Source organism: Jiella marina, assembly GCF_024359545.1.
Lineage (GTDB): Bacteria > Pseudomonadota > Alphaproteobacteria > Rhizobiales > Rhizobiaceae > Jiella.
Genome location: NZ_JAKQZG010000020.1, coordinates 1 through 23455, shown reverse-complemented (window position 1 = coordinate 23455; position 23455 = coordinate 1). Strand labels below are relative to the sequence as shown.

Below are 23455 nucleotides of genomic sequence, written 5' to 3'. Positions count from 1 at the left end.
ATTGCGACCGTCAGGAGTGGGATGCGCGGGACTCAGCTCAGCCGTTCGATACAGAAATCCACCACGCCCAGCATGGCGTCGCGGCCGGCGGAGTCGGGGAGTGTCTCGGCGGCCTCATAGGCCCGGGCGCCGTAGTCCCGCGCCCGCCGGATCGTGGCCTCGAGGGCGCCGTGCCGCCGGATCAAGGCCGTCGCCCGTTCAAGGGCCGCGTCGTCATTGGCGCCGTCTTCCAGCGCTTCGCGCCAGAACGCCTTCTCTTCCTCGCTGCCGGCGGCATAGGCGAGGATCACCGGCAGGGTGATCTTGCCCTCGCGAAAGTCGTCGCCGGTGTTCTTGCCGAGATCGGCAGCCGAGCCGCCATAATCGAGTACGTCGTCGACGAGCTGGAAGGCGAGACCGAGATTGCGGCCATATTCGCGCATGGCGGTTCGCTCGGCGGCGCCCTTGCCGGCGATGACAGGGCCGACTTCGACGGCGGCCGAGAACAGAGCGGCGGTCTTGGCGTCGACCACGGCGATATAGTCGGCCTCGCTGGTAGTCATCTTCTTGGCGGCGGCGAGTTGCCACACCTCGCCCTCGGCGATCACCGCTGAAGCGTCGGAGAGGATCGCCAGCGCTTCCAGCGAACCGACCTCGACCATCGTCCGGAAGGCCTGGCCAAGAAGAAAGTCGCCGACGAGAACGCTCGCCTGGTTGCCCCAGATGGTGCGGGCGGTCTTGCGGCCGCGCCGCATGTCGCTTTCGTCGACCACATCGTCATGGAGAAGCGTCGCCGTGTGCATGAACTCGACGCTGGCGGCGAGCTTCACATGGCCGTCGCCCGATCCGTATCCATGGGCAAGCGCCGAGGCGATTGTCAGCATCGGCCGAAGGCGCTTGCCGCCGGACGAGATCAGATGCTCGGCGATCTCGGGAATGAGTGTGACGTTGGAGCCCGCCATGGACAGAATCAGATCGTTGACGCGCTCCATGTCGGGTCGCGTCAGCGCGAGGATCGGATCGATCGACCCTTGTGTCTGTCGCTTCTGGGTGGGACTGGCCAGACTCACCATATCTCTCCGTTGATTCGACGCCGTGTCGGGTGTCGAATAGGACCGCGGCGCGCTGGACACAACACCATCGGCCTGCGAGCGCAAATGGAGCCGCGGCCGAGAAGAAAAAGGCCGATAGCGTCAAACCGTACCGGGAATCGACGGGAGGAGCCGCGTAACGCGCTCGACAAGGCTGGACATGATGCCGAAGATGCCGGCATCGAGCCAGGCTCGCAACAGGGATTCGAAGAGGTCGGCCAATGAAGGAATTGATGCGATCGAACGATGCGGTTCTCATTTCCTTCGTCGACGCGCTGCTCAATGATGCCGAAATCCCGCATTTCGTCGCCGACGTTCACATGAGCATCCTCGACGGCTCGATCGGCGTCTTGCCACGGCGGGTCCTCGTCGATCCCGACCATTTCGATCAGGCCCGGCGCATCCTGCGCGATGCCGATCTCGGCCATGAACTCTCCGAAGTCTCCTGAACGGACTGCCCCCTTGGAGCCTGGCCCAGCGACCGGGGAAGCCGGGGAGGGCGATCCGTGGCCGGCCCGCGTGGACAGCTTTCATGGCGGTCGCTTCGCGGTTTGGCAGCCGGACGGCTGGGGCTATCGCTCGGGCCTCGATGCCATGTTGCTCGCAGCCTGCTTGCCGACCGAGACCACGGGGCACATCGCGGACATCGGAGCCGGGGCGGGCGTGGTCGGCCTCGCCGCCGCGAGCCGGGCGGCCAATGCCGAAATCATGCTGGTGGAAAGCCGGCCGGAGATGGCGTGCCTTGCGCATCGATCGCTGGAGCTCCACGAGAACGCCGCCATCGGTCGCCGCGTCCAGGTGGTCGAAGTCGACATTGGCGCGAAGCGCGACGAACGCGAGGCGGCCGGCCTGTACGACGCGAGTATCGACCTCGTTCTCACCAATCCGCCGTTTCATCCTCGAGACCATCGGCGACCAGCCGATCCCAGCCGCAACGCCGCGCTGTTCGGCGAGGGAGACGTCTCGCTCGAACGCTGGCTCGATGTTTCCGCCGCACTCCTGCGCCCCAGGGGCCGGCTGGCGATGATTTGTCGCGCCGACCTTCTCGGCGAAGCGATCGCGGCGATATCGCGCCGGCTCGGCGATGTGCGGATCCTGCCCGTCCATACACGGCACGGAGCGCCCGCCAGCCGCGTATTGATCGCCGGCAGGCGGGGCTCACAGGCGCCGCTCAGCCTTCTGCCCGGCATCGATCTGCAATCGCCGGACGGCGCACAGACCGCGCTCGCCGAGGAGATTTCCGCCGGCAGCGCCACGCTCCCACTTCTCGATTCCAGGCCTTCGCGTCGGGCGTGACCGCATACGGCTTTGCGAAGGCCGCCACCGATCATACATGGGGTCGGCCGGAGGCGCCTTCCGTTTCCCGGCGCCTCGCAACGAACTCAAGGCATCTTCGTGGTCAATCCTCTCAAGAAACTTCTGCCCAAGCGATTCCGCAAGGACGTCACGGTCATCCCGGTCGTGAAGCTGTCCGGCGCGATCATGGGATCGTCCACGCCGCTGCGTCCGGGCCTGTCGCTTTCGGGCGCCGCGCCGCTCCTGTCCCGTGCCTTCGATCAAAAGGGGGCTCCGGCGGTCGCGATCGTCGTCAACTCGCCGGGCGGCTCGCCCGTGCAATCGCGGCTGATCTTCCAGCGGATCCGCGATCTCGCCGAAGAAAAGGACAAGAAGGTCCTGATCTTCGTGGAGGATGTGGCGGCTTCGGGCGGCTACATGATCGCCTGCGCCGGCGACGAGATCATCGCCGATCCGTCCTCGATCGTCGGCTCGATCGGCGTCGTCTCCGGCTCGTTCGGTTTCGTCGAGGCGATCAAGAAGCTCGGCATCGAGCGGCGGGTGCACACGGCCGGCAACAACAAGTCGACGCTCGACCCCTTCCAGCCCGAAAAGCCCGAGGATGTCGAACATCTGAAGACGCTGCAGCGCGAGGTGCACGATACCTTCATCGATCTCGTCAAATCGCGGCGCGGGGAAAAGCTCGTCGATGACGAGACGCTGTTTTCCGGCCTGTTCTGGTCCGGCAAGCGCGGCCTCGATCTCGGCCTCGTCGACGCACTGGGCGACCTGCGAGGCGTCCTGCGCGAGCGTTATGGCGAGAATGTCCGGCCAGTTCTCATCCAGGGCGGCCGCCGCCTCTTCGGCCGCAAGCCGAGCGGCGTCAGTACGTCAGGCATGATGGACTTCTCCGCGATCGGCGGGGGCTTTGCCGAGCGCCTGATCTCAGCGGCCGAAGAGCGTGCGCTCTGGGCGCGTTTCGGTCTGTAGGTGTTGCCTTGCGTGATTGCGCCGTCGCGATCTCGGTTTGCGCTGATTTCGGGAACAGGCGGTGCATTCGCCGTGCTATGGGCACGAGATGGACTTCTTCTTCCACCTGCTCGTGCGGACCTCCCTGTGGGTGCGCCGCCCTCCCTCCAAGAGATGGCTGATCGCGGCGGGCTCGGCCATCGCGATTGCTGCCGTCATCGTCACCGTGGAGCGCACCGTCGGCTGGCCGGACTGGGCGACGGCCGAACGGCTGCCCCGCCATCTGGGAATCAGGCTGCATTAGGCCCGTGAAATTTGGCCGTTGGTCGGTGGATCGTCTGGATTTCATGGCGATCACGTCTCCGCATAGTCATCCTCGTGCGCCAGCACGGGGATCCATGCCTCTTCGCTTCCACCGCCAATCCGGTGCAGGAGATTGGGAGGCCTGTCCCCACCCGACTGCCAGCCTCACCGACGAGGCATGGATCCCCGACTCTGACGGGTCGAGGATGACGAAGTGGATGCGTTGCGGCATCCGTAAAAGGTAGTGCGGAGGCCTTCAGACCAGATCAGCGGAATTCCTGTCAGCCCTGGCGTCTCAGGCCAGGTCCGCCACCACCGCGTCGAGCACCATCATTCCGGCAGGGGTCGCCCGGATGCGGTCGGGGCCGAGGCGCTCGATCATGCCGTGGGTAGCGAGGTCGGCTTCGCTCGCCCGGTCGATGTCGCGGCCGGCGAGCTTGCGCCAGCGGGCGAGATCGATCCCTTCGGTGAGGCGCAGGCCCATCAGCAGGAGTTCGTCGGCCTGTTCCTCCAGCGTCAGCGGCTCGTCGGTGATGGCGCCGCCATCCCAATCCTCGACCATCTGGAGCCAGGTCTCGGGCAGCGGCTCGTTGGCGATGGCGTGCCGGGTGCCGTCGCGGCCGTTCAACCGGCCATGGGCGCCGGGGCCGACACCCGCGTAAAGGCCATAGCGCCAATAGGTGAGATTGTGCCGCGATTCCGCGCCGGGGACGGCGTGATTGGAGATCTCGTAGGCCGGCAGGCCGCGCGCCGCGGTGATCTGCTGCGTCGCCTCGTAGAGTTCGGCGGAAAGTTCGCCATCCGGCACTTTCAGCTTGCCGGCCTTGTGAAGATCGAAGAAGGGCGTGCCCATCTCGATGGTCAGCTGATAGAGCGACAGATGGTCGGCGGCGAGATCGATCGCCTGGTTGAGCTCGGCCTCCCAGGCCTCGACCGTCTGCCGCGGCCTTGCGTAGATCAGGTCGAAGGAGAGGCGCGGGAAGATCTCGCGGGCGAGGCGAATGGCTTCCAGCGCCGCCGCGACGTCGTGAAGCCGGCCGAGGCGGCGCAGATCGGGATCGTTCAGGGCCTGGACGCCGAGCGAGACGCGGTTGACGCCCGCGGCCCGGTAGCCGCGGAAGCGCGAGGCCTCGACGCTGGAAGGGTTGGCTTCCAGCGTGACTTCCGCATCCGGGGCCACCGTCCAGTTTTCCGCCACCGCGTCCATCAGGGCGCCGACGGTCTCGGGCGCCATCAGCGACGGCGTGCCGCCGCCGAAGAAGATCGAGGTGACGGTCTCGCCTCGCGAGCGCTCCGCGGCCAGCTTCAATTCGCGTCGGAAGGCGGCGACATAGCGCGCCTGATCGACCGGCTGGCGGCGGACATGGCTGTTGAAGTCGCAATAGGGGCATTTGGCCGCGCAGAACGGCCAATGAATGTAGACGCCGAATCCCGGATCGCCGGGCGGCCGGCGAAACGCCAGGACATCGTTTGCATTGCGGGGAGCGACGAGGCTCATTCGACCCCCAAGGCGGTTCTGGCGAATTTCTGGAAGGCCCGGGCCCGGTGCGACAGCGCCGTCGGCTGCCCCGGCTTCCAGGCGTGCTTTTCCGCCGACATCATCTCGCCGAAGGTGCGGTCGAGCCCGTCGGGCCAGAAGATCGGATCATAGCCGAAGCCCTTGTTGCCCTTGGGTGGCCAGACGATGGTGCCCTCTACCTCGCCGCGAAAGAACAGCGGCTCATGGCCCGGCCGGGCGAGGCACAGGACGGCGACGAAGGTCGCCTTGCGCTTGTCGGGGGTCGTCGCGCCGGCGGCCTGCAGCTTTTCCTCGACATTGCGCATGGCCATGGCGAAGTCGCGATCCGGTCCGGCCCAACGTGCCGAGTAGATGCCGGGATCGCCGTTGAGGGCCTCGATCGACAGGCCGGAATCGTCCGAAAGCGAGGCAAGCCCCGTCGCCTCCATGGCGGCGACGGCCTTGATCTCGGCATTCGCCTCGTAGGTTGTGCCGGTCTCTTCCGGGTCGGCGAGACCCTTGTCCTTGGCCGAGGTCACCTCGAAGCCGAAGGGCTCCATCAACTCGCGAATTTCCCAGATCTTGCCGTGATTGTGGCTCGCCACCAGAAGCGGCCCGTCTTCCGGCTTCAGAAGCGGCATCAGTGCTCTCCGAGAACCTGGCGCTGGGTCTGGACCAGTTCGCCGATGCCCTTGCGGGCGAGCTTCATCAGCTCCAGGAACTCTTCCTCGGAAAACGGCGCGCCTTCCGCCGTGCCCTGGATTTCAACGATGCCGCCGGCGCCGGTCATGACGAAATTGGCGTCGGTCTCGGCGGTCGAATCCTCGGCATAGTCGAGATCGAGGATCGGCTCGTTCTTGTGAATGCCGCAGGAAACGGCCGCCACATGGCCGAGGAGCACGTCATGGCGCTTCACCATGGAGCGGTCCTCCATCCATTTGAGACACTCCGAAAGGGCCACGAAACCGCCGGTGATCGCCGCCGTGCGCGTGCCGCCGTCGGCCTGCAGCACGTCGCAATCGACTGTGATCTGGCGCTCGCCGAGCGCCTCAAGATCGACGATCGCCCGGAGTGACCGCCCGATCAACCGCTGGATCTCCTGGGTGCGGCCGGACTGCTTGCCCGACGCCGCCTCGCGGCGCATGCGGTCGCCGGTCGCGCGCGGCAGCATGCCGTATTCCGCCGTCACCCAACCCTTGCCGGAATTCTTCAGGAAGGGCGGCACGCGCTCTTCGAGGCTCGCCATGCACAGGACTTCCGTGTGCCCGAAACGCACAAGGCAGGACCCCTCGGCATGGCGGGAGACGCCGGTGTCCATGGTCACGTCACGCATGGCGTCGTTGGGACGTTTGGATGGGCGCATGGCAAATGCCTCGCTTTTGCTTAGAATTTTATGGTTAACAGCGCGTTATTGCGCCGGGCTTGTAGCCGGAATGCGAGAGCGGCGCAAAGGGTCCCGCGACGGGTTTTGTTGGACTGGCGCGGCCGGGGCGGGCGAGTGCCAACCCTTGTCTCAGGAGACGGCGAGAGCGCCATCTGCGAACTGCCATTCCTCGGCTTTCATCCGCCCCGCCTCATCCCTATACTAAGCTCATGTCCCATCGCAGAACCGACGATGCCATTCGACATGTCCATCAGTGACTTGGCTCCCACGCCCGCGCCGCCGCTGGACGAGCGCGCCCGTGATATCTTTCGCCTGATCGTCGAGAGCTATCTCGACCAGGGCGAGCCGGTCGGCTCGCGCATGCTGTCGAAACTTTTGACCAACTCGCTCTCGCCGGCTTCCGTGCGCAACGTCATGAGCGATCTGGAGGCGCTGGGGCTGATCTATGCGCCCCACGTCTCGGCCGGGCGGTTGCCGACCGAACTCGGCCTGCGCTTCTTCGTCGATGCCTTTCTGGAAACCGGCGATCTCGCCTCCTCGGAGCGCGAGGCGATCGAGGAGAAGGTGCGGCTCGTGGGCGACGGGCGGCCGCTTGACAATCTTCTGACCGAGGCGAGCAATCTCCTGTCGGGCCTGTCGCGCGGCGCCGGGATCGTGGTGACGACGAAGTCCGATCTCAGGCTGAAGCATATCGAGTTCATCCGGCTGGAGCCGACGAAGGCCCTCGCGGTGCTCGTCGGCGAAAATGGCGAGGTGGAAAACCGCATCTTCGACCTGCCGCCGGGCGTGACCGCCTCGCAGCTCGTCGAGGCCGGCAATTTCCTCAATGCCCATGTGGTCGGCCGCACGCTCGGCGAGGCGCGCGGGCGGATCGCGGCGCTGAAGGACGAGACGGCGACGGCGCTCGATCTCCTGTCCCAGGCGCTGGTCGATCAGGGGCTGGCGATCTGGTCCGGCGCGTCCGCCGACCAGCCGGCGCGGCTGATCGTGCGCGGGCGGGCCAATCTTCTGGAGAACATCTCGGCCGCCGAAGACATCGAGCGGTTGCGGCTCCTCTTCGACGATCTGGAAACCAAGAGCGGGCTGATCGAGCTTCTGGGCCTTGCCGAGACCGGCAATGGCGTTCGGATCTTCATCGGGTCGGAGAACAAGCTGTTTTCCCTGTCGGGCTCTTCGCTCATCGTCGCCCCCTACAAGGGCGGCACGGAGAGCGTCGTCGGCGCTGTCGGGGTGATCGGTCCGACGCGGCTCAATTACCGCAGGGTGGTGCCGATGGTGGATTACACCGCGCGCATCGTCTCGCAACTTCTGGCGCGCGAGGCAGGCAGCCGGGAGGCTTGATTTTCGGCGCCGCCAATTCGATATGCCGCAACGATAACGCTTTCGTGCAACGTTCGCCCGCCGCGTGAGGTCATTCGGCGCCGGCAGACCTTTGCACCGCAAAACCACAGGGTGACGATTGATGATCAGCGAGACCGGCAAATCCGACGGCGAGCTTCCCGAGACCGAGGCCGCGAACGACAGCCAGGCCTCCGAGGCGCCGAAGACTGGGCCGCAGACCTCGCAATGGGCGGGCGGCGCCGGCGCGGCCTATGAGGAAGCGGCGAATGACGCGGAGGGCGGCGGCGATCCGACGGCCGAGCGCATCGCGGCGCTGGAAGCCGAGAACGCCGACGTCAAGGACCGGATGCTGCGGCTGGCCGCCGAGATGGAGAACCTGCGCCGACGCACGGCCCGGGAGGTGAGGGATGCGCGCACCTATGCCATCTCCAACTTCGCTCGCGAGATGCTCTCGGTTGCCGACAATCTCGCTCGGGCGCTGGACGCCGTGCCCGAAGAGCATCGCAACGACGAATCCTCCGGCCTGAAGGCGCTGATCGAAGGCGTCGACATGACCGAGAAGGGGTTGTTGTCCTCGCTCGAAAAGCATGGCGTGAAGAAGCTCGATCCCGAAGGTCAGCGATTCGATCCGAACTTCCACCAGGCGATGTTCGAGATTCCCAACACCGAGGTTCCGAACGGCACTGTCCTGCAGGTCGTCCAGGCCGGCTACGCCATCGGCGAACGCGTCCTGCGTCCGGCGATGGTCGGCGTCTCCAAGGGCGGCCCGAAGCCGGCCCCGGCCGAAAAGAAGCCCGCCGATGCGACGGCGGATGAGGATGGGGCGGCTTAACGAACGCCGGCCAAGGGTGGAGATTTGTACCCTTGGTGCTCCACCCCTTGCTCGCGTCATCCCGGCTCACGAACGGGATGACGGCCTTTGTGCTGAAGTGCTATCTGCACACAAGACGCATGGCATAACGGTTCGCCGGCGATGTTCGCGCCGACACTTGTCCCCGCTCTGATCCCCAGCTTCTCCACATATCCAAAGCGTGACGACGTCGCGGCTGATCGGCCGCTTCTTTCCTTTGTGACGAATCGCGGCTTGGTGTAATCCAAGCGCCTTTCGAGAGGACGGCACGGGGATGGGCGACGGCCATGGCAGAAGCGGCGCGCAAATACGAGGAAGAGGAAGCGCTCTATCGCGAGGCGCCGGCCAATATCGAGGCCGAACAGGCGCTTCTGGGCGCGATCCTGGTCAACAACGACGCCTATTACGTCGTTCATGATTTCCTGAAGCCCGAGCACTTCTTCGAGCCGATCCACAAGGAGATCTTCGCCAAGACCTCCGAGATGATCCGGATGGGCAAGATCGCCAATCCGGTCACCGCCAAGACCTTCCTGCCGGCGAACGAGAAGATCGGCGAGATGACCGTCGCGCAATATCTGGCGCGACTCGCAGCCGAAGCGACGACGATCATCAACACGCTGGACTATGGCCGGGCGGTCTATGATCTGGCGCTGCGCCGCTCGCTGATCGGCATCGGCGAGGAGATGGTCAACATCGCCTTCGACGCCCCGCTCGACATGGAGCCGCGAGTGCAGATCGAGGAGGCCGAACGGCGGCTGTTCGAACTCGCCGAGACCGGCCGCTACGATGGCGGCTTCCAGTCCTTCACCGACGCCGTCACCCAGGCCGTACAGATGGCGACGGCGGCCAAGGACCGCGATGGCGGCCTGTCGGGCATCTCCACCGGCATCATGGCCATGGACCGGTTGATGGGCGGGCTTCAGCCCTCGGACCTGATCATCCTCGCTGGCCGCCCCGCCATGGGCAAGACCTCGCTCGTCACCAATCTCGCCTTCAACATCGCCGCGGCTTATGAGCCCGCCGAACAGGCCGACGGCTCGTTCAAGGCGAAGAATGGCGGCGTCGTCGGCTTCTTCTCACTCGAAATGTCGGCCGAACAGCTCGCCACCCGTATCATTTCCGAGCAGACGGAGATTTCATCCTCGAAGATCCGGCGTGGCCAGATCAACGATCAGGAGCTCACCAAGCTGATCGCCTGTTCGGAGATGATGCAGCGCCTGCCGCTCTATATCGACCAGACCGGCGGCATCTCGATCGCCCAGCTCGCGGCCCGAGCCCGGCGGCTGAAGCGCCAGCGCGGTCTCGACGTGATGATCATCGACTATGTGCAGCTGATGCAGGGCTCCTCCCGCGCCGCAGCCCAGAACCGCGTGCAGGAAATCACCGAGATCACCACCGGGCTCAAAGCGCTCGCGAAGGAGTTGCAGGTGCCGATCATCGCCCTCTCGCAGCTTTCCCGCCAGGTGGAAGCGCGCGACGACAAGCGCCCGCAGCTGGCCGATCTTCGCGAATCCGGCTCGATCGAGCAGGATGCCGACGTGGTCATGTTCGTCTATCGCGACGAGTATTATCTCGCCAATCGCGAACCCAAACCTGGCACCGACGAGCATTTGAAATGGGAACAGGCGCTCAACGAGGCGCGCGGCAAGGCCGAAGTCATCGTCGCCAAACAGCGTCACGGCCCGACCGCCACCATCCCGCTTGCCTTCCAGGCCGAATACACCCGCTTCTCGGACCTTGCGGACGAGAACTATCTGCCGGAGCGGTTCGAGTAAGGGCGACCGGACGGCGGTTTTTCCGAGACTGGATCGTGTTGTTGCCGGGGCGCGCCGACACCTTCACCCTCATGGTGAGCCTGTCGAACCACGAGGGTGAAGGCTCCAGCGTGCAGTCGGGTTGGTGCCAAGCGCCCCTCGTGGTTCGACAGGCTCACCATGAGGGGCTACTGCTGCCCGTGGAGCCTGTGCTGTCTATGAGGGGGTAAATGCTGCGGGAGCGATGCATTGGCTTCCAGCGTGTTCGTGGCATCCCCGCATTCTGGCTGGCAGCGGCTTAAAGTGGCCGCGCACAAGGCGGGTATCCGGCAAACGTCTTCGATCAGGGCATGACATGACGACAGCGCGTTCGACACCTAAGGCAATACCCATCGATCGCTCGCGGATGCCCCGCGTTGCGATCGATATCGAGGCCCTGAAGGCGAACTGGCGGACGCTCGACGCGCTGAACGGCAAGGGCCGCACCGGAGCGGCGGTGAAAGCCAACGGCTATGGCCTCGGCGCGACCCGCGTGGCGGTCGCGCTGTTCAAAGCCGGCTGCCGGGATTTCTTTGTCGCCTGGATGGAAGAGGGCGTCGCTCTTCGCCAGGGCCTCGACGAAGCCGGTTGCGGCGAGGCCCGGATCTACGTCCTCCAGGGCATGGAGCTTGCTGCGGTTCCGGCTTGTCTTGAAGCGCGGCTGACCCCGGTCCTTTCCAGCTTGGCCGACATCGCGGCCTGGGGCGAGGGATTGGAGCGTGCCGACTGCCGGGCTCCTGCTGTCTTGCAGCTCGAGACCGGCATGAACCGCCTCGGCCTTGATGCCGATGATCTGCCCATCGTCGCGGCTGCCATGGAGGGTTCGCTCGACGTCTGTCTCGTGATGAGCCACCTCGCCAGCGCCGACGAGGAAACCACCCAGAGTGAGCGCCAGCACGCGCAGTTCCTCCGTCTCGCCGCTGAGTTTCCGAAGGTCGACCGCTCGCTCGCCAATTCCGCCGGCTGTTTTCTGGGCCCGGACTACGCCTTCGATCTGACGCGGCCGGGGATCGCGCTTTACGGCGGCCGGGCGGGCGCGGCGTCTGAAGGCAAGCTGAAACCGGTCGCGACGCTGACGGCAGCCGTCCTCCAGGTGCGTACGGCGAAAGCCGGCGAGGCCGCGGGCTATGGCGGCGCAGCCCGGCTTTCCCGCGACACCCGCATCGCCACAGTCGGCCTCGGCTACGCCGACGGCTATTTGAGGGCCGATTCCGGGGCGGGTGTTCCGCTCCGGGACAAAAGCCCGGGCGCCGAAGCCTGCATTGCCGGCCATCGCGTGCCGGTTCTCGGGCGCGTCTCGATGGACCTGACGCTGCTGGACGTCACCGACATGCCGGAGGACCTGGTAGAGCCGGGGACACGGGCGGAGTTCTTCGGCCCGAACATCGCGATCGACGACGTGGCCGCTGCCGCCGGCACGATTTCCTATGAACTTCTGACAGCGCTCGGAAAACGGGTGGAGCGGGTCTGGCCGTAGGAGCTATTCGTTTCGGCGCGGGTTGATTCCGCACAGTTGGAGAGGACGGGGATGAGCTGGGACTTCCTGCTGACGGCGTTCATCGTCGTCATCGCGCCGGGAACGGGCGTCGTCGTGACGATCGCCGCCGGCCTGTCGCGGGGCTTCCGCGCTGCGCTCACCGCGGCGCTCGGCTGCACGCTCGGAATCGTCCCGCATATCCTTGCTGCGATGACAGGGCTCGCGGCTCTCCTACATGCGAGTGCGCTGGCCTTCGAGATCATCCGCTATCTCGGCGTTGCCTATCTTCTCTACATGGCGTGGATGACGCTTCGCGAGGCCGGTCCCATCCGGGTCGAGGCCTCGCCACGACAACGCAGCGATCGCGACGTGATCGTCTCGGCGATTCTCGTCAATGTCCTCAATCCGAAGCTGTCGATCTTCTTCTTCGCCTTCCTGCCGCAGTTCGTTGCGCCGGATGAGGCCGGAGCGTTCGCCCAGATGCTGCAGCTCTCGGCCGCGTTCATGGCGATGACCTTCGTGGTCTTCGCGCTTTACGGCGCCTTTGCCGCCTCATTTCGCCGCAAGGTGCTCGAGCGACCGAGCGTGTTGGCGGTGCTGCGCCGGATCTTCGCTGCCGCCTTCGTCGGCCTTGGCATGAAGCTCGCTCTGGCGGATCGCTGACGGGCAGGATGCCGCAGATTCGACGACCGGTGGCGACGGAGCCGCCGGTCGTCGAACAGGAAGAAAGGCGCGAGGTGATGAAGCCTCGCGAATTTCAGGAAAGCGCGGCACTCACCTGCGCTTTCTGCCCTTCGCTCCTTTTAGCTCCCGGGTCCTCTCGCGCACGATTTTGACTCTCCGGTTCTTGGCCTTTGTGGCCCGCGCGACTTCGAACTGTTCAGTCTGATCCACAACACGCTCAGTCTTGAAGACTCGCATGTCCAGGGAAGTCGAGGCCGGTATGGCTGCGAACGCGGAAGTGGAAAGGATCGCGAGGGTGGTCGCGGACAGGATTGCTTTGCGTAACATGGGTATTTTCCTTGTGCTGGTAGGGCGGCGATGCGCCGTTTGCTGACAAGGACGGTGTAGGCGATGGCTACCGGATCGCTCTGTGTTGCGGATCACACCGCGAAAAGCCTTTTCGAATGTCCAGACCTCGGAACAGCCATTGGGCGAGGCGAAGCGGGACATCGGCCGAGGCCCTGATCAATGGCTTTCGCTGCGCGTCCCAGCGCGTTATGGGGCGTGCCATGGCGAAACCCAAGCTCTCCTTCATCTGCCAGGCCTGCGGCGCGGTTTATACGCGCTGGCAGGGCAAGTGCGACGCCTGCGGCGAGTGGAACACCATCGTCGAGGAGAATTCTTCCGGCGGCATCGGCGGCGGGCCGCAGCGCGGGTCGAAGCGCAAGGGCCGGCCCTCGGCGCTTCTGCCGTTGTCGGGCGAGATCGAGGAAGCGCCGCGCGTCGTCACCGGCATTGCCGAACTCGACCGCGCGACCGGCGGCGGCATCGTGCGGGGTTCGGCGATCCTGATCGGCGGTGACCCGGGGATCGGCAAGTCGACGCTCTTGATGCAGGCCGCGGCCGCTCTCGCGCGAAGGGGGCACGGCGTCGTCTATGTCTCCGGTGAGGAGGCGGTCGCCCAGGTGCGGCTGCGCGCCCAGCGGCTTGCCGCGGCCGACACCTCCGTCGAGCTCTTGGCCGAGACGAATGTGGAAGACATCCTCGCAACACTCTCGCAGTCGAAGCGCCCCGACCTCGTCATCGTCGATTCGGTCCAGACGCTCTGGAGCGATGCCGCCGAGGCCGCGCCGGGGACGGTCACGCAGGTCCGAACGGCCGCCCAGCTGATGATCCGTTACGCCAAGGCCTCCGGCGCGGCGGTGATCCTCGTCGGCCATGTCACCAAGGACGGGCAGATCGCCGGCCCGCGCGTCGTCGAGCACATGGTCGACGCGGTTCTCTATTTCGAAGGCGAGGGCGGCCATCACTTCCGCATCCTCAGAACGGTGAAGAATCGCTTCGGCCCGACCGACGAGATCGGCGTGTTCGAGATGGGCGGGGAGGGCCTGCGCGAGGTCGCGAACCCGTCCGAACTCTTCCTCGGCGAGCGCAATGCCAAGGCGCCGGGCGCTGCCGTCTTCGCGGGCATGGAGGGGACGCGGCCGGTTCTCGTCGAGATCCAGGCGCTGGTCGCGCCCTCGGCCCTCGGCACACCGCGCCGGGCCGTCGTCGGTTGGGATCAGCCGCGCCTTGCCATGGTTCTGGCCGTGCTCGACGCCCATTGCGGGGTCCGGCTCGGCCAGCATGACGTTTACCTCAATGTGGCGGGGGGCTTCCGGATTTCCGAACCAGCCGCCGACATGGCGGTTGCGGCTGCGCTGGTCTCCTCGCTTTCCGGCGCGCCGCTGCCGTCCGACTGCGTCTATTTCGGCGAAATCAGCCTGTCGGGCGCCGTGCGGCCCGTGGCGCATGCCGCCCAGCGCCTCAAGGAAGCCGAAAAGCTCGGCTTCGGTCGCGCCGTCCTGCCGGAAAGCTCGGCCGATCTGCCGAAGGGTCACGGCCTTTCGGTATCCGAGATCGAGGCGCTGCCGGATCTGGTGGCGAAGGTTGCCGCGGGCGGCGCCGGTGGCCGGTCCGCAGACGATGATTGACGGTTTGGTGAATCTTTTGATGAAAAAATCGTCGCAAACCGCTAATGGGGGCTCCCGCGTCCATCCTCATCCGGTGTTTTCGCGGTCGCAGGCCAACAATCGTACACGGAAGCGTATCTGATGTCCGTCACCCTCCTCGATGCCATCCTGTTCGCGATCATGCTGGTCTCGGCACTGCTCGCCATGGTGCGCGGCTTTTCCCGCGAGATCCTGTCGGTGGTGTCCTGGCTGGTCGCGGCGGTCGCGGCCTTCATGTTCTACGACCTCCTGACGCCCTATGCCGCCGAGTACATCGCCAACCGCACGGTGGCGATGGCGGCTTCGGCGGCGGCGATCTTCATCGTGACGCTGATCATCGTCTCCTACATCACGCTTCGCATCGCCGATTTCATCATCGACAGCCGCATCGGCGCGCTGGATCGGGTGCTCGGCTTTCTGTTCGGCGCGGTGCGCGGCCTGCTTCTGGTCGTCGTCGCCATGCTGTTCTTCAACTGGCTCGCGCCGGAGAACCAGCCGGAATGGGTCGCGGGAGCCGCGTCGAAGCCGTTTCTTGACGATCTCGGCAAGCAGCTCGTGGCCGCCCTGCCGGAGAATCCGGAGGCTCTGATCATCGACCAGATCGACGGGTTGAGGGACGGCGCGACCGAGGCGGCCGACGGTCAGGCTGCGCCGGCCGGTGACCCGGATTCGATCGAGGGCGCGATCCAGGATGCCGATCCCGCCGCAGCACCGACGGACAATGCCAATTGAGCGTCTGACGCGTGAACGGGACGTTTCGAGAACGCGACTCGCGATCCGGTTGGCGCGGGTCTATATTGGATGGGACGCTGATCCCGTGACCTTGGAACGCAGATAGCCATGGATGAGACGCCTTTCGGCGACGACACGCTGCATGAGGAATGCGGCGTGTTCGGCATTTTTCAAAGGACGGACGCGGCGGCTGTCGTCACGCTCGGCCTCCACGCCCTGCAACACCGGGGTCAGGAGGCGGCCGGCATCGTCGCCCATGACGGCACGCAGTTCCATGTGGAACGCCATGCCGGCCTGATCGGCGACACCTTCACCAAGGCGTCGGTGCTGGAGCGCCTGCCCGGCGAATCGGCCATCGGCCACACCCGTTACGCCACGACCGGCGGCGGCGGCCTGCGAAACGTGCAGCCCTTCTTCGCCGAATTGTCGGCTGGCGGCTTCGCCGTCGCCCATAACGGCAACATCACCAACGCCCTGACGGTGCAGCGCGAACTCCAGCGCCGCGGCTCGATTTTTTCCTCGACCTCCGACACCGAGACCATCCTGCATCTCGTCGCCACCAGCGGCGCGCGGCTCTTCGTCGACAAGCTGATCGACGCCATGTCGCGTCTCGAAGGCGCCTTCTCGCTCGTCGGGCTGTCGGCGAATTCGATGATCGGAGTCCGCGATCCGCTCGGCATCCGGCCGCTCGTCCTCGGCGATCTCGAAGGCTCGCCGATCCTTGCCTCAGAAACCTGCGCCCTCGACATCATCGGTGCCACCCATGTGCGCGATATCGAGGCGGGCGAGATGGTGGTGATCTCGGAATCAGGGATCGAGAGCATCTTTCCCTTCCAGACCCGGCGGCCGCGTTTCTGCATCTTCGAATATGTCTATTTCGCCCGACCCGATTCCAACATCGAGGGGCGCAACGTCTACGACATCCGCAAGAAGATCGGCATGGAACTCGCCCGCGAGAGCCATCCCGAGGCCGATATCGTCGTTCCCGTGCCCGACTCCGGCGTGCCCGCAGCGATCGGTTATGCCCAGGAGGCGAATCTTCCATTCGAGCTTGGCATCATCCGCAATCACTATGTCGGCCGCACCTTCATCCAGCCGACGGATTCGATCCGTCATATGGGCGTGAAGCTGAAGCACAACGCCAACCGGAAGATGATCGAGGGCAAGCGCGTCGTGCTGGTCGACGATTCGATCGTGCGCGGCACCACCAGCCAGAAGATCGTGCAGATGGTGCGCGAGGCCGGCGCCAGCGAAGTGCACATGCGCATCGCCTCTCCGCCGACCAGCGCCTCATGCTTCTATGGCGTCGACACGCCCGAAAAGGCCAAGCTCCTCGCCTCGCGCATGACGATCGACGAGATGGCGGAGTTCATCCAGGTGGATTCGCTCGCCTTCCTGTCGATCGACGGGCTCTACCGGGCCTGCGGCGAAACCGGCCGCCACAAGGTCGCGCCGCAGTTCTGCGACGCCTGCTTCACCGGTGACTACCCGACCTCGCTGACCGACCAGGACGGCGCCGACAATGTCCGGCAACTCTCGCTCCTCGGCGGGGCGGGCTGAGCCGGTCCCCGAAAATTCATGCATGAGACGGAACGAGCAGAATGACTGACCGCCTGAAGGGCCGGATCGCCCTCGTCACCGGGGCATCGCGCGGCATCGGCTATCAGATCGCCAAGCAGATGGCGGCCGAGGGCGCTCACGTGATCGCCCTGTCGCGCACGGTCGGCGGGCTGGAGGAACTCGACGACGAGATCAAGTCGGCCGGCGGAACGGCGACCCTTGTGCCGCTCGACCTCACCGACATGGCGGGCATCGACCGGCTTGGCGGCGCGATCAAGGAACGCTGGGGCAAGCTCGACGTCATGGTCGCCAATGCCGGCCTTTTGGGCGTTCTCTCGCCGATCGGGCATATCGAGGCGAAGACCTTCGAGCAGACGATGACCGTAAACGTGACCGCCACCTGGCGGCTGATCCGCTCGGTCGATCCACTGCTGCGGGAATCGGACGCCGGCCGCGCGCTGGTCATGTCCTCGGGCGCGGCCCATTCGGCCAAGGCCTTCTGGGGGCTCTATGCGGCCACCAAGGCGGCCTGCGAGGCGATGGTGCGCTCCTGGGCGAACGAGACGATGAACCTGCCGCTACGCGTCAACGCCGTCAATCCGGGTGCGACCCGCACCCGGATGCGGGCGATCGCCATGCCCGGCGAAGACCCGAAGACCCTCCCGACGGCCCGCGAAGTCGCCGCCAAGATCGTGCCGCTCGCTTTTGACGATGTGACCGAGACGGGCAAGATCTACGACGTGCGCGAGGGACGGTTCCTCACCTATCAGAACCCGTCCTGAGGGTCATTCGGTCGCCCCCGCACGACGCCGAAATCTCCCCGCACCCGTTCCGCTTCGTCATCCTCGACCCGTCAGGATCGGGGATCCATGCCTCATCGTTGAGGCTGGCAGTTGGGGTGGGTGTGCTCCCAATCTCTTGCACCGAGCCGGCGGTGGAAGCGCAGAAGCATGGATCCCCGTGCTTTCGCACGAGGGTGACGCCCGGAATGAGTGACGGTACGAATTGGCAGACGTCGGCTCGAGTCCTCAAGTGCAGAGACTGTCAGGCCACTCGCCGGCCTTCGCGATAGACCGCCCGCACCACCGGCACTTCGCCCGACGCGTGCGAGACCCGAACGAGATCGGCACGCAGGCCTACCGCGATGCGCCCGCGATCCTCAAGTCCGACCGCCGCGGCCGGGTTCGTGGCGACGAGACGGATCGCCTCGGGCAGTGACGCCGCGCCTTCATCGGCGAGATGGAAGGCCGACTGCAGCAGGCTGAACGGGACGTAGTCCGACGACAGGATGTCGAGCAGGCCGGCCTTCAGGAGCTCGATCGCGGAGATATTGCCGGAGTGCGAGCCGCCGCGCACGATGTTGGGCGCGCCCATCAGCACCTTCATGCCCGCCTCGCGAGACATCTGTGCCGCCTCGATCGTCGTCGGGAATTCGGCGATCTTCGTGCGAAGCGCGATCGCCTCCTCGACATGTTCAGGCGTCGCGTCGTCGTGGGAGGCGAGTGTGATGCCGAGCTTTTCGCATGCGTCGGCGATCGCCCGTCGGTGCGGCGGCGCGTTGCGTTCCGACTGGGCGATGCGACGGGCGGCAAATTCGTCGAAATCGGCGTCGCTCATACCGAATTTTTCGGTGAGATAGGCCCGCAGCTTGGGCAGATCATGGAACTGGCGCTGGCCGGGCGCGTGGTCCATCAGGGAGACGAGCTTCAGGCGCGGATTTTCGGCGAGGAGCCGGAACCCCTCCATCACGTCGTCGGCGGAGACTTCGCAGCGCAGATGCAGGAAGTGATCGGCGCGCAGGCGGCCTGCAAGGACCGCCCCGTCCAGGGTCTGCGCCAGCCCGGCGATATCCCCGGCGTCGGACTTGGTGTTTTCGTCAGAGCCGACGCGCATGGCGTCGAAGACGGTGGTGATGCCCGCCGTGGCAACCTGCGCGTCATGGGCCTGAATGGCCGCCATCGGGTTCCAGACGACCCCGGAGCGGGGATGATAGTGGTTCTCGATCTGGTCGGTGTGAAGTTCGACAAGGCCAGGCAAGAGATAATCGCCGCCGCAATCTTCACCGCCCGATCTGTCGCCTTCGTCGAAGGCTGCGATGCGCCCCTCCGCCATGTCCAGATGACCGGTGAGGATCGTATCGGGCAGGACGATGCGGGCATTGGTCAGGATCGCTTCGGGGACCATGCGGGAAAGCTCTAAGTGGATTGGGAGAGGACGGGCTTCCAGAACTCGTGAGTATCAGAGCCCATCGTTTTGCGGGAAAAGAAAAAGCCCGCGCCATGACCGGCCGCGGGCTTGTCGTTCACAGGGTGAACGTGTGTCTCGTATGCGGCGTCAACGCACGCGGCGACGCTCGGTCACCGTCTGAAAGGCCAGCTTGGCGTGAAACGCGCAATAAGGCGTGCCTTCGCCGGAATTGTCGCCGCAGAAATGGAAGTCCGGCGAGAGCGGATCGCCCACCGGCCATTTGCAGGTCCGTTCGGTCAGCTGCACCAGGGAAAGACGGCGCACCATCGGTACGACTTCGCCGGACGGCCGTTCCACCGCGTCGGGCTCTTCGTTCAGGTCGGGCTCGATTTCCACCTTGAGCGCCGTGGCTCCCATCGTTCGCGCAACTGGCCGGGCCTGCTGCGCGGCTTGCGCCGGCATGGCCTGAGGCGCAACCACTCGTGGCGCGGCCACGATCTGCTCTTCGGCCACAGCGGCGACTGCCACGGGCTCGGCCTCGACCGGGCCGGACCCCTTGGCACGGGACTCCAGTTTCAGGCGATGCACCTTGCCTATGACGGCATTGCGGCTGACGCCGCCCAAGCGCTCGGCGATCTGGCTTGCGCTGTGACCTTCGGACCAGAGCTGCTTCAGCATCTCGACGCGTTCGTCGGTCCAACCCATGGATTTGCTCCTTCAAGGGAGCGGCCGGAATCCCTTCATCATCCGTATAAGCTGTTATACGGAGTGAGGCACAATATATGGTGTGAAACTAGGTCCGCCGCTCGAATTCTAGTGTCTGTTTGCCAATTTACCGTATCGCTGGACTCGCTGGCAAGAGTCCGAAGGCCAGACGTGACACCCCGTTTAAGGGTTTTCCCCAGCCGAATGTTCCGAAGAATCGGGTTACGGGCTTCCCAGCCGGCGAATTCCCGTCAGTACGCCCTCGCACAGCGGCAGACGGCATGCTATATGGGTTTTGCGAAGCGACCGAAAGACCTGAAAGCCTGCCCTGCGGCAGGCTTTGACGTTTTCGGGGCTTCATTCATCCTGAAAAGGCCCGTGACCAAGAGTTGGCCATCCGATGTCCGACATGCAAGATCATCATTCGCCACTTTTTGAGACTTATGCTCGCGCGCCGCTCGCATTCGAGCGCGGCGAGGGCGTGTGGATCGAGACCACGGACGGGCGACGCTTTCTCGACTTTTCCGGCGGAATTGCGGTCAATCTCCTGGGCCACGCCCATCCGCGCCTCGTCGAGGCGCTGAAGAGTCAGGCGGAAAAGCTCTGGCATACGTCGAACCTGTTCGAGATTCCGGGCCAACGGCGGCTGGCGGAGCGGCTGGTCGCGGCCACCTTCGCCGACCGGGCCTTCTTCACCAATTCGGGCGCCGAGGCGCTCGAATGCGCCATCAAGACGGCCCGGCGCTATCACTACGTCAACGGTGCGCCGGAGCGGTTCCGCATTCTCACCTTCGAAGGTGCCTTTCATGGCCGCACGCTCGCGACGATCGCGGCGGGTGGCCAGGCGAAGTATCTGGAAGGCTTCGGTCCGAAGGTCGAAGGTTTCGATCAGCTTCCTTTCGGCGATCACGACGCATTGCGCGAAGCCGCTGCGCGGCCGGACGTAGCGGCGATCCTGATCGAGCCGATCCAGGGCGAGGGCGGCATCCGCTCGGTGCCTCCGCAATGTCTCGTGGGTCTGCGCGAGCTTTGCGACGAGCACGGCATTCTCCTGATCTACGACGAGGTGCAGACAGGCGTCGGGCGGACCGGACGTTTTTATGCCTATGAGCATTCCGGCGCTGCACCCGACATCATGGCCTCCGCCAAGGGGATCGGCGGTGGCTTTCCCATGGGCGTGTGTCTCGCGACCGCCGAGGCGGCACGCGGCATGACGCCGGGGACCCATGGCACCACCTATGGCGGCAACCCGCTGGCCATGGCCGTGGGCAATGCGGTGCTTGACGTGGTGCTGGAAGACGGCTTCCTGGAGGAGGTGCGGCGCAAGGCGCTGTTCTTCAAGCAGTCGCTGGCTTCGCTCATCGATCGCTATCCCGACGTCATCGAGGCGATCCGCGGTGAGGGCCTTCTGATCGGACTGAAGATGAAGGTGCCGAATACCGATATGATCGCAGCCCTGAGGACGGAAGGCATGCTCGCGGCGCCGGCCGGGGACAATGTCGTCAGGCTTCTGCCGCCTCTGACGATCACCGAAGAGGAGATCCGCGCCGGAATGGAGCGGATCGAGAACGCAGCGGCGAGCCTTTCTCCCGTGACACGGCGGGCGAGCGCGTGAGACCCGTGAGCGTGAAGACCCCGTGAGCGTGAAGACAATGAGTACGAAGAGCGATATGCCACGGCATTTCCTGGATATTTCCGCGGTCACCCGCGACGATCTGAGACTGATCATCGACGATGCCGCCCGCCGCAAGGCGCTGATGCCGGCCGGTGACAAGCCGCTCGCCGGCAAGATGCTGGCGATGATCTTCGACAAGCCGTCGACGCGCACGCGCGTTTCCTTCGACGTCGCCATGCGCCAGCTCGGGGGCGAGACGCTGTTTCTCTCCGGCGCCGAAATGCAGCTCGGCCGCTCGGAAACGATAGCCGATACCGCCCGCGTCCTGTCGCGCTATGTGGACGCGATCATGATCCGCACCACGTCCCATGACCGGCTCATCGAGATGGCGGAGAACGCGACCGTGCCGGTGATCAACGGGCTGACGGACGACACCCATCCCTGCCAGATCATGGCCGATCTGATGACCTTCGAAGAGAAGCGCGGACCCCTGAAGGGCAAGGTGTTCGCCTGGTCCGGCGACGGCAACAACGTGCTCGCCTCCTTCGCCGAAGCCTCGGCCCGCTTCGAGTTCGAGCTTCGGATCGCAACGCCGCAGGGCTCCGACCTCGACGGCCGCTTCATCGACTGGGCAAGGGGCGAGGGCGCGTCGATCGTGACCACCACCGATCCGGTCGCGGCCGTGACCGGCGCCGACTGCGTCGTCACCGACACCTGGGTTTCCATGGGCCGCGAGGAGCAGGCCCGCGGACACAACGTCTTCATGCCCTATCAGGTCAATGAGAGCCTGATGGCCCATGCCAAGCCCGAGGCCCTGTTCATGCATTGTCTTCCCGCCCATCGCGGCGAGGAGGTGACGGACGGGGTGATCGACGGGGCGCAGTCGGTGGTCTTCGACGAAGCCGAGAACCGCCTGCATGCGCAGAAGTCGATCCTCGCCTGGTGCTTCGGGGAGGCAGCGCGGAGCCCGGTCCATGGCTGAGAACGAACGCGTCCTGACGGATGCCGATTTCGCCGGTGACGACGCCGTCGTGCCCTTCGCGGTGGAGGCGCTGGATGCACGCGGCCGCGGCGTTCAGCTCGGGCCGATGCTCAACCAGATCCTCGCCCGCCACGATTATCCCGAACCCGTCTCGCGTCTTCTCTCGGAGATGATCGTGCTGACGGTGCTGCTCGGCACGTCGCTGAAATTCGAGGGCAAGTTCATCGCCCAGACCCAGACCGACGGCGCGGTGGACCTTCTCGTGGTCGATTTTTCCACCCCGTCGAGCGTCAGGGCCTATGCGCGCTTCGACGAAGAGAAGCTGGCAGCCGCCGAAAGTGTCGGCGCGACGAGCCCGGAGGCGTTGCTCGGCAACGGCATTCTGGCGCTGACCGTCGATCAGGGCGCGCATACGCAGCGCTATCAGGGCATTGTGGAGCTCGCCGGCGAGAGCATGGAGGCGGTGGCCGAGAGCTATTTCCGCCAGTCCGAACAGATCCCCACCACGGTCAAGCTGGCGGTGGCCAAGCACATCCGCCGGGGCGATCAGGGCTTCGTCGAGACCTGGCGGGCCGGCGGCGTGATCGCGCAGTTCCTGCCGGATTCGCCCGAGCGTATGCGCATGCCGGATCTGCCGGGCGGCGATCTTCCAGAGGGCGTCGAAGACGACGAGGCGCTCGGTCTCGAGGACGAGATGGACGACGCCTGGTTCGAAGTCCGGGCGCTGGTCGATACGGTGGATGCTTCGGAACTGACCGACCCGGAAGTCGGCATCGAGCGCCTGCTTTTCCGGCTTTTCCACGAGCGCGGCGTGCGGGTGTTTCCGTCCGACCGGGTGCTCGACGATTGTTCCTGCTCGCGCGAGCGGATCAGTGGTGTCCTGTCGAGCTTCTCGGACGAGGAGATCACCGAGAGCATCGAGGACGGACGGATCAAGGTCACCTGCGAATTCTGCGGGACCGAATACACCTTCGATCCGGGCGAGTTCGAGACGGACGAAGGTTCGTCGCACTCGTAACTGGCGCCGTTGGCCGGCTGGGGGGCGCTTGTCCCTCGGCGC

Annotated in this window: 22 protein-coding genes; 16 read left to right on the top strand and 6 right to left on the bottom strand. The window is 65.4% G+C overall.

The annotated features are described in order from the left end of the window. Positions 1 to 32: 32 nt before the first annotated feature. Positions 33 to 1052, bottom strand: a complete 1020-nt coding sequence (locus tag MF134_RS22730) for a polyprenyl synthetase family protein (RefSeq protein ID WP_255341677.1) — start codon at positions 1050 to 1052, stop codon at positions 33 to 35. Positions 1053 to 1291: 239 nt separating this feature from the next. Between MF134_RS22730 and MF134_RS22725 the strand changes: the two genes are divergently transcribed. The 4 genes from MF134_RS22725 (at position 1292) to MF134_RS22710 (ending at position 3618) form a co-directional block, all read left to right on the top strand. Next, complete coding sequence (locus tag MF134_RS22725; protein ID WP_255341676.1) at positions 1292 to 1519, top strand: putative signal transducing protein; 228 nt, start codon at positions 1292 to 1294, stop codon at positions 1517 to 1519. 13 nt (positions 1520 to 1532) lie between these two features. Beyond that, positions 1533 to 2366, top strand: a complete 834-nt coding sequence (locus MF134_RS22720; protein ID WP_255341675.1) for a tRNA1(Val) (adenine(37)-N6)-methyltransferase — start codon at positions 1533 to 1535, stop codon at positions 2364 to 2366. 99 nt (positions 2367 to 2465) lie between these two features. Continuing rightward, positions 2466 to 3335, top strand: coding sequence for a S49 family peptidase (locus tag MF134_RS22715; protein WP_255341674.1), 870 nt, complete (start codon positions 2466 to 2468; stop codon positions 3333 to 3335). Positions 3336 to 3396: 61 nt separating this feature from the next. Then, a complete protein-coding gene (locus MF134_RS22710; RefSeq protein WP_255341673.1) occupies positions 3397 to 3618 on the top strand; it encodes a hypothetical protein in 222 nt (73 codons plus the stop codon). A 294-nt stretch (positions 3619 to 3912) separates the two neighbouring features. Here MF134_RS22710 and hemW read toward each other — a convergent pair whose 3' ends face one another. Genes hemW through rph form a run of 3 tightly spaced genes read right to left on the bottom strand, consistent with a single transcriptional unit; the run spans position 3913 to position 6478 of the window. Next, positions 3913 to 5115, bottom strand: coding sequence for a radical SAM family heme chaperone HemW (gene hemW / locus MF134_RS22705; protein WP_255341672.1), 1203 nt, complete (start codon positions 5113 to 5115; stop codon positions 3913 to 3915). Next, a complete protein-coding gene (gene rdgB / locus MF134_RS22700; RefSeq protein ID WP_255341671.1) occupies positions 5112 to 5756 on the bottom strand; it encodes an RdgB/HAM1 family non-canonical purine NTP pyrophosphatase in 645 nt (214 codons plus the stop codon). Before rdgB ends, hemW begins: the two co-directional genes overlap by 4 nt. Further along, positions 5756 to 6478, bottom strand: coding sequence for a ribonuclease PH (gene rph, locus MF134_RS22695; protein WP_255341670.1), 723 nt, complete (start codon positions 6476 to 6478; stop codon positions 5756 to 5758). Before rph ends, rdgB begins: the two co-directional genes overlap by 1 nt. Before the next feature lie 264 nt (positions 6479 to 6742). On the opposite strand from rph, the gene hrcA reads away from it, so the two are divergent. The 9 genes from hrcA (at position 6743) to MF134_RS22650 (ending at position 17688) form a co-directional block, all read left to right on the top strand. Further along, on the top strand, positions 6743 to 7840 hold the full coding sequence (hrcA, locus tag MF134_RS22690) for a heat-inducible transcriptional repressor HrcA (protein WP_255341669.1): 1098 nt from the start codon (positions 6743 to 6745) through the stop codon (positions 7838 to 7840). Between the two features lie 121 nt (positions 7841 to 7961). Beyond that, positions 7962 to 8672 carry a nucleotide exchange factor GrpE gene (gene grpE, locus MF134_RS22685; protein WP_255341668.1) on the top strand — a complete coding sequence of 237 codons (711 nt, stop codon included), beginning with the start codon at positions 7962 to 7964 and terminating at the stop codon, positions 8670 to 8672. Positions 8673 to 8977: 305 nt separating this feature from the next. Then, positions 8978 to 10465 carry a replicative DNA helicase gene (locus MF134_RS22680; RefSeq protein ID WP_255341667.1) on the top strand — a complete coding sequence of 496 codons (1488 nt, stop codon included), beginning with the start codon at positions 8978 to 8980 and terminating at the stop codon, positions 10463 to 10465. 385 nt (positions 10466 to 10850) lie between these two features. Continuing rightward, entirely contained in the window at positions 10851 to 11960 is a 1110-nt protein-coding gene (gene alr, locus MF134_RS22675; protein ID WP_255341666.1) for an alanine racemase, read from the top strand. A 51-nt stretch (positions 11961 to 12011) separates the two neighbouring features. Further along, complete coding sequence (locus MF134_RS22670) at positions 12012 to 12623, top strand: LysE family translocator (protein WP_255341665.1); 612 nt, start codon at positions 12012 to 12014, stop codon at positions 12621 to 12623. Between the two features lie 569 nt (positions 12624 to 13192). After that, complete coding sequence (gene radA / locus MF134_RS22665) at positions 13193 to 14596, top strand: DNA repair protein RadA (protein WP_255341664.1); 1404 nt, start codon at positions 13193 to 13195, stop codon at positions 14594 to 14596. 120 nt (positions 14597 to 14716) lie between these two features. Continuing rightward, a complete protein-coding gene (locus MF134_RS22660; protein ID WP_255341663.1) occupies positions 14717 to 15346 on the top strand; it encodes a CvpA family protein in 630 nt (209 codons plus the stop codon). A 108-nt stretch (positions 15347 to 15454) separates the two neighbouring features. Then, a complete protein-coding gene (gene purF / locus MF134_RS22655; RefSeq protein WP_255341662.1) occupies positions 15455 to 16906 on the top strand; it encodes an amidophosphoribosyltransferase in 1452 nt (483 codons plus the stop codon). Positions 16907 to 16947: 41 nt separating this feature from the next. Next, positions 16948 to 17688 carry an SDR family NAD(P)-dependent oxidoreductase gene (locus MF134_RS22650; protein WP_255341661.1) on the top strand — a complete coding sequence of 247 codons (741 nt, stop codon included), beginning with the start codon at positions 16948 to 16950 and terminating at the stop codon, positions 17686 to 17688. Positions 17689 to 17950: 262 nt separating this feature from the next. On the opposite strand, the gene MF134_RS22645 is transcribed toward MF134_RS22650, so the two are convergent. Together MF134_RS22645 and MF134_RS22640 are read right to left on the bottom strand one after the other, a co-directional pair. After that, positions 17951 to 19090 (bottom strand): alpha-D-ribose 1-methylphosphonate 5-triphosphate diphosphatase, encoded by a 1140-nt coding sequence (locus tag MF134_RS22645; protein ID WP_255341660.1) that lies wholly within the window; start codon positions 19088 to 19090, stop codon positions 17951 to 17953. A gap of 150 nt (positions 19091 to 19240) precedes the next feature. Then, positions 19241 to 19798 carry a GcrA family cell cycle regulator gene (locus tag MF134_RS22640; protein WP_255341659.1) on the bottom strand — a complete coding sequence of 186 codons (558 nt, stop codon included), beginning with the start codon at positions 19796 to 19798 and terminating at the stop codon, positions 19241 to 19243. A gap of 409 nt (positions 19799 to 20207) precedes the next feature. Between MF134_RS22640 and MF134_RS22635 the strand changes: the two genes are divergently transcribed. The 3 genes from MF134_RS22635 to MF134_RS22625 are packed head-to-tail and all read left to right on the top strand — an operon-like array spanning position 20208 to position 23413. Next, positions 20208 to 21413 (top strand): aspartate aminotransferase family protein, encoded by a 1206-nt coding sequence (locus tag MF134_RS22635; RefSeq protein ID WP_255341694.1) that lies wholly within the window; start codon positions 20208 to 20210, stop codon positions 21411 to 21413. A 55-nt stretch (positions 21414 to 21468) separates the two neighbouring features. Then, positions 21469 to 22395: an ornithine carbamoyltransferase gene (argF, locus tag MF134_RS22630; RefSeq protein ID WP_255341658.1), complete on the top strand. Its 927-nt coding sequence runs from the start codon at positions 21469 to 21471 to the stop codon at positions 22393 to 22395. Continuing rightward, on the top strand, positions 22388 to 23413 hold the full coding sequence (locus MF134_RS22625; protein WP_255341657.1) for an Hsp33 family molecular chaperone: 1026 nt from the start codon (positions 22388 to 22390) through the stop codon (positions 23411 to 23413). Before argF ends, MF134_RS22625 begins: the two co-directional genes overlap by 8 nt. The last annotated feature ends 42 nt before the right edge of the window (positions 23414 to 23455 follow it).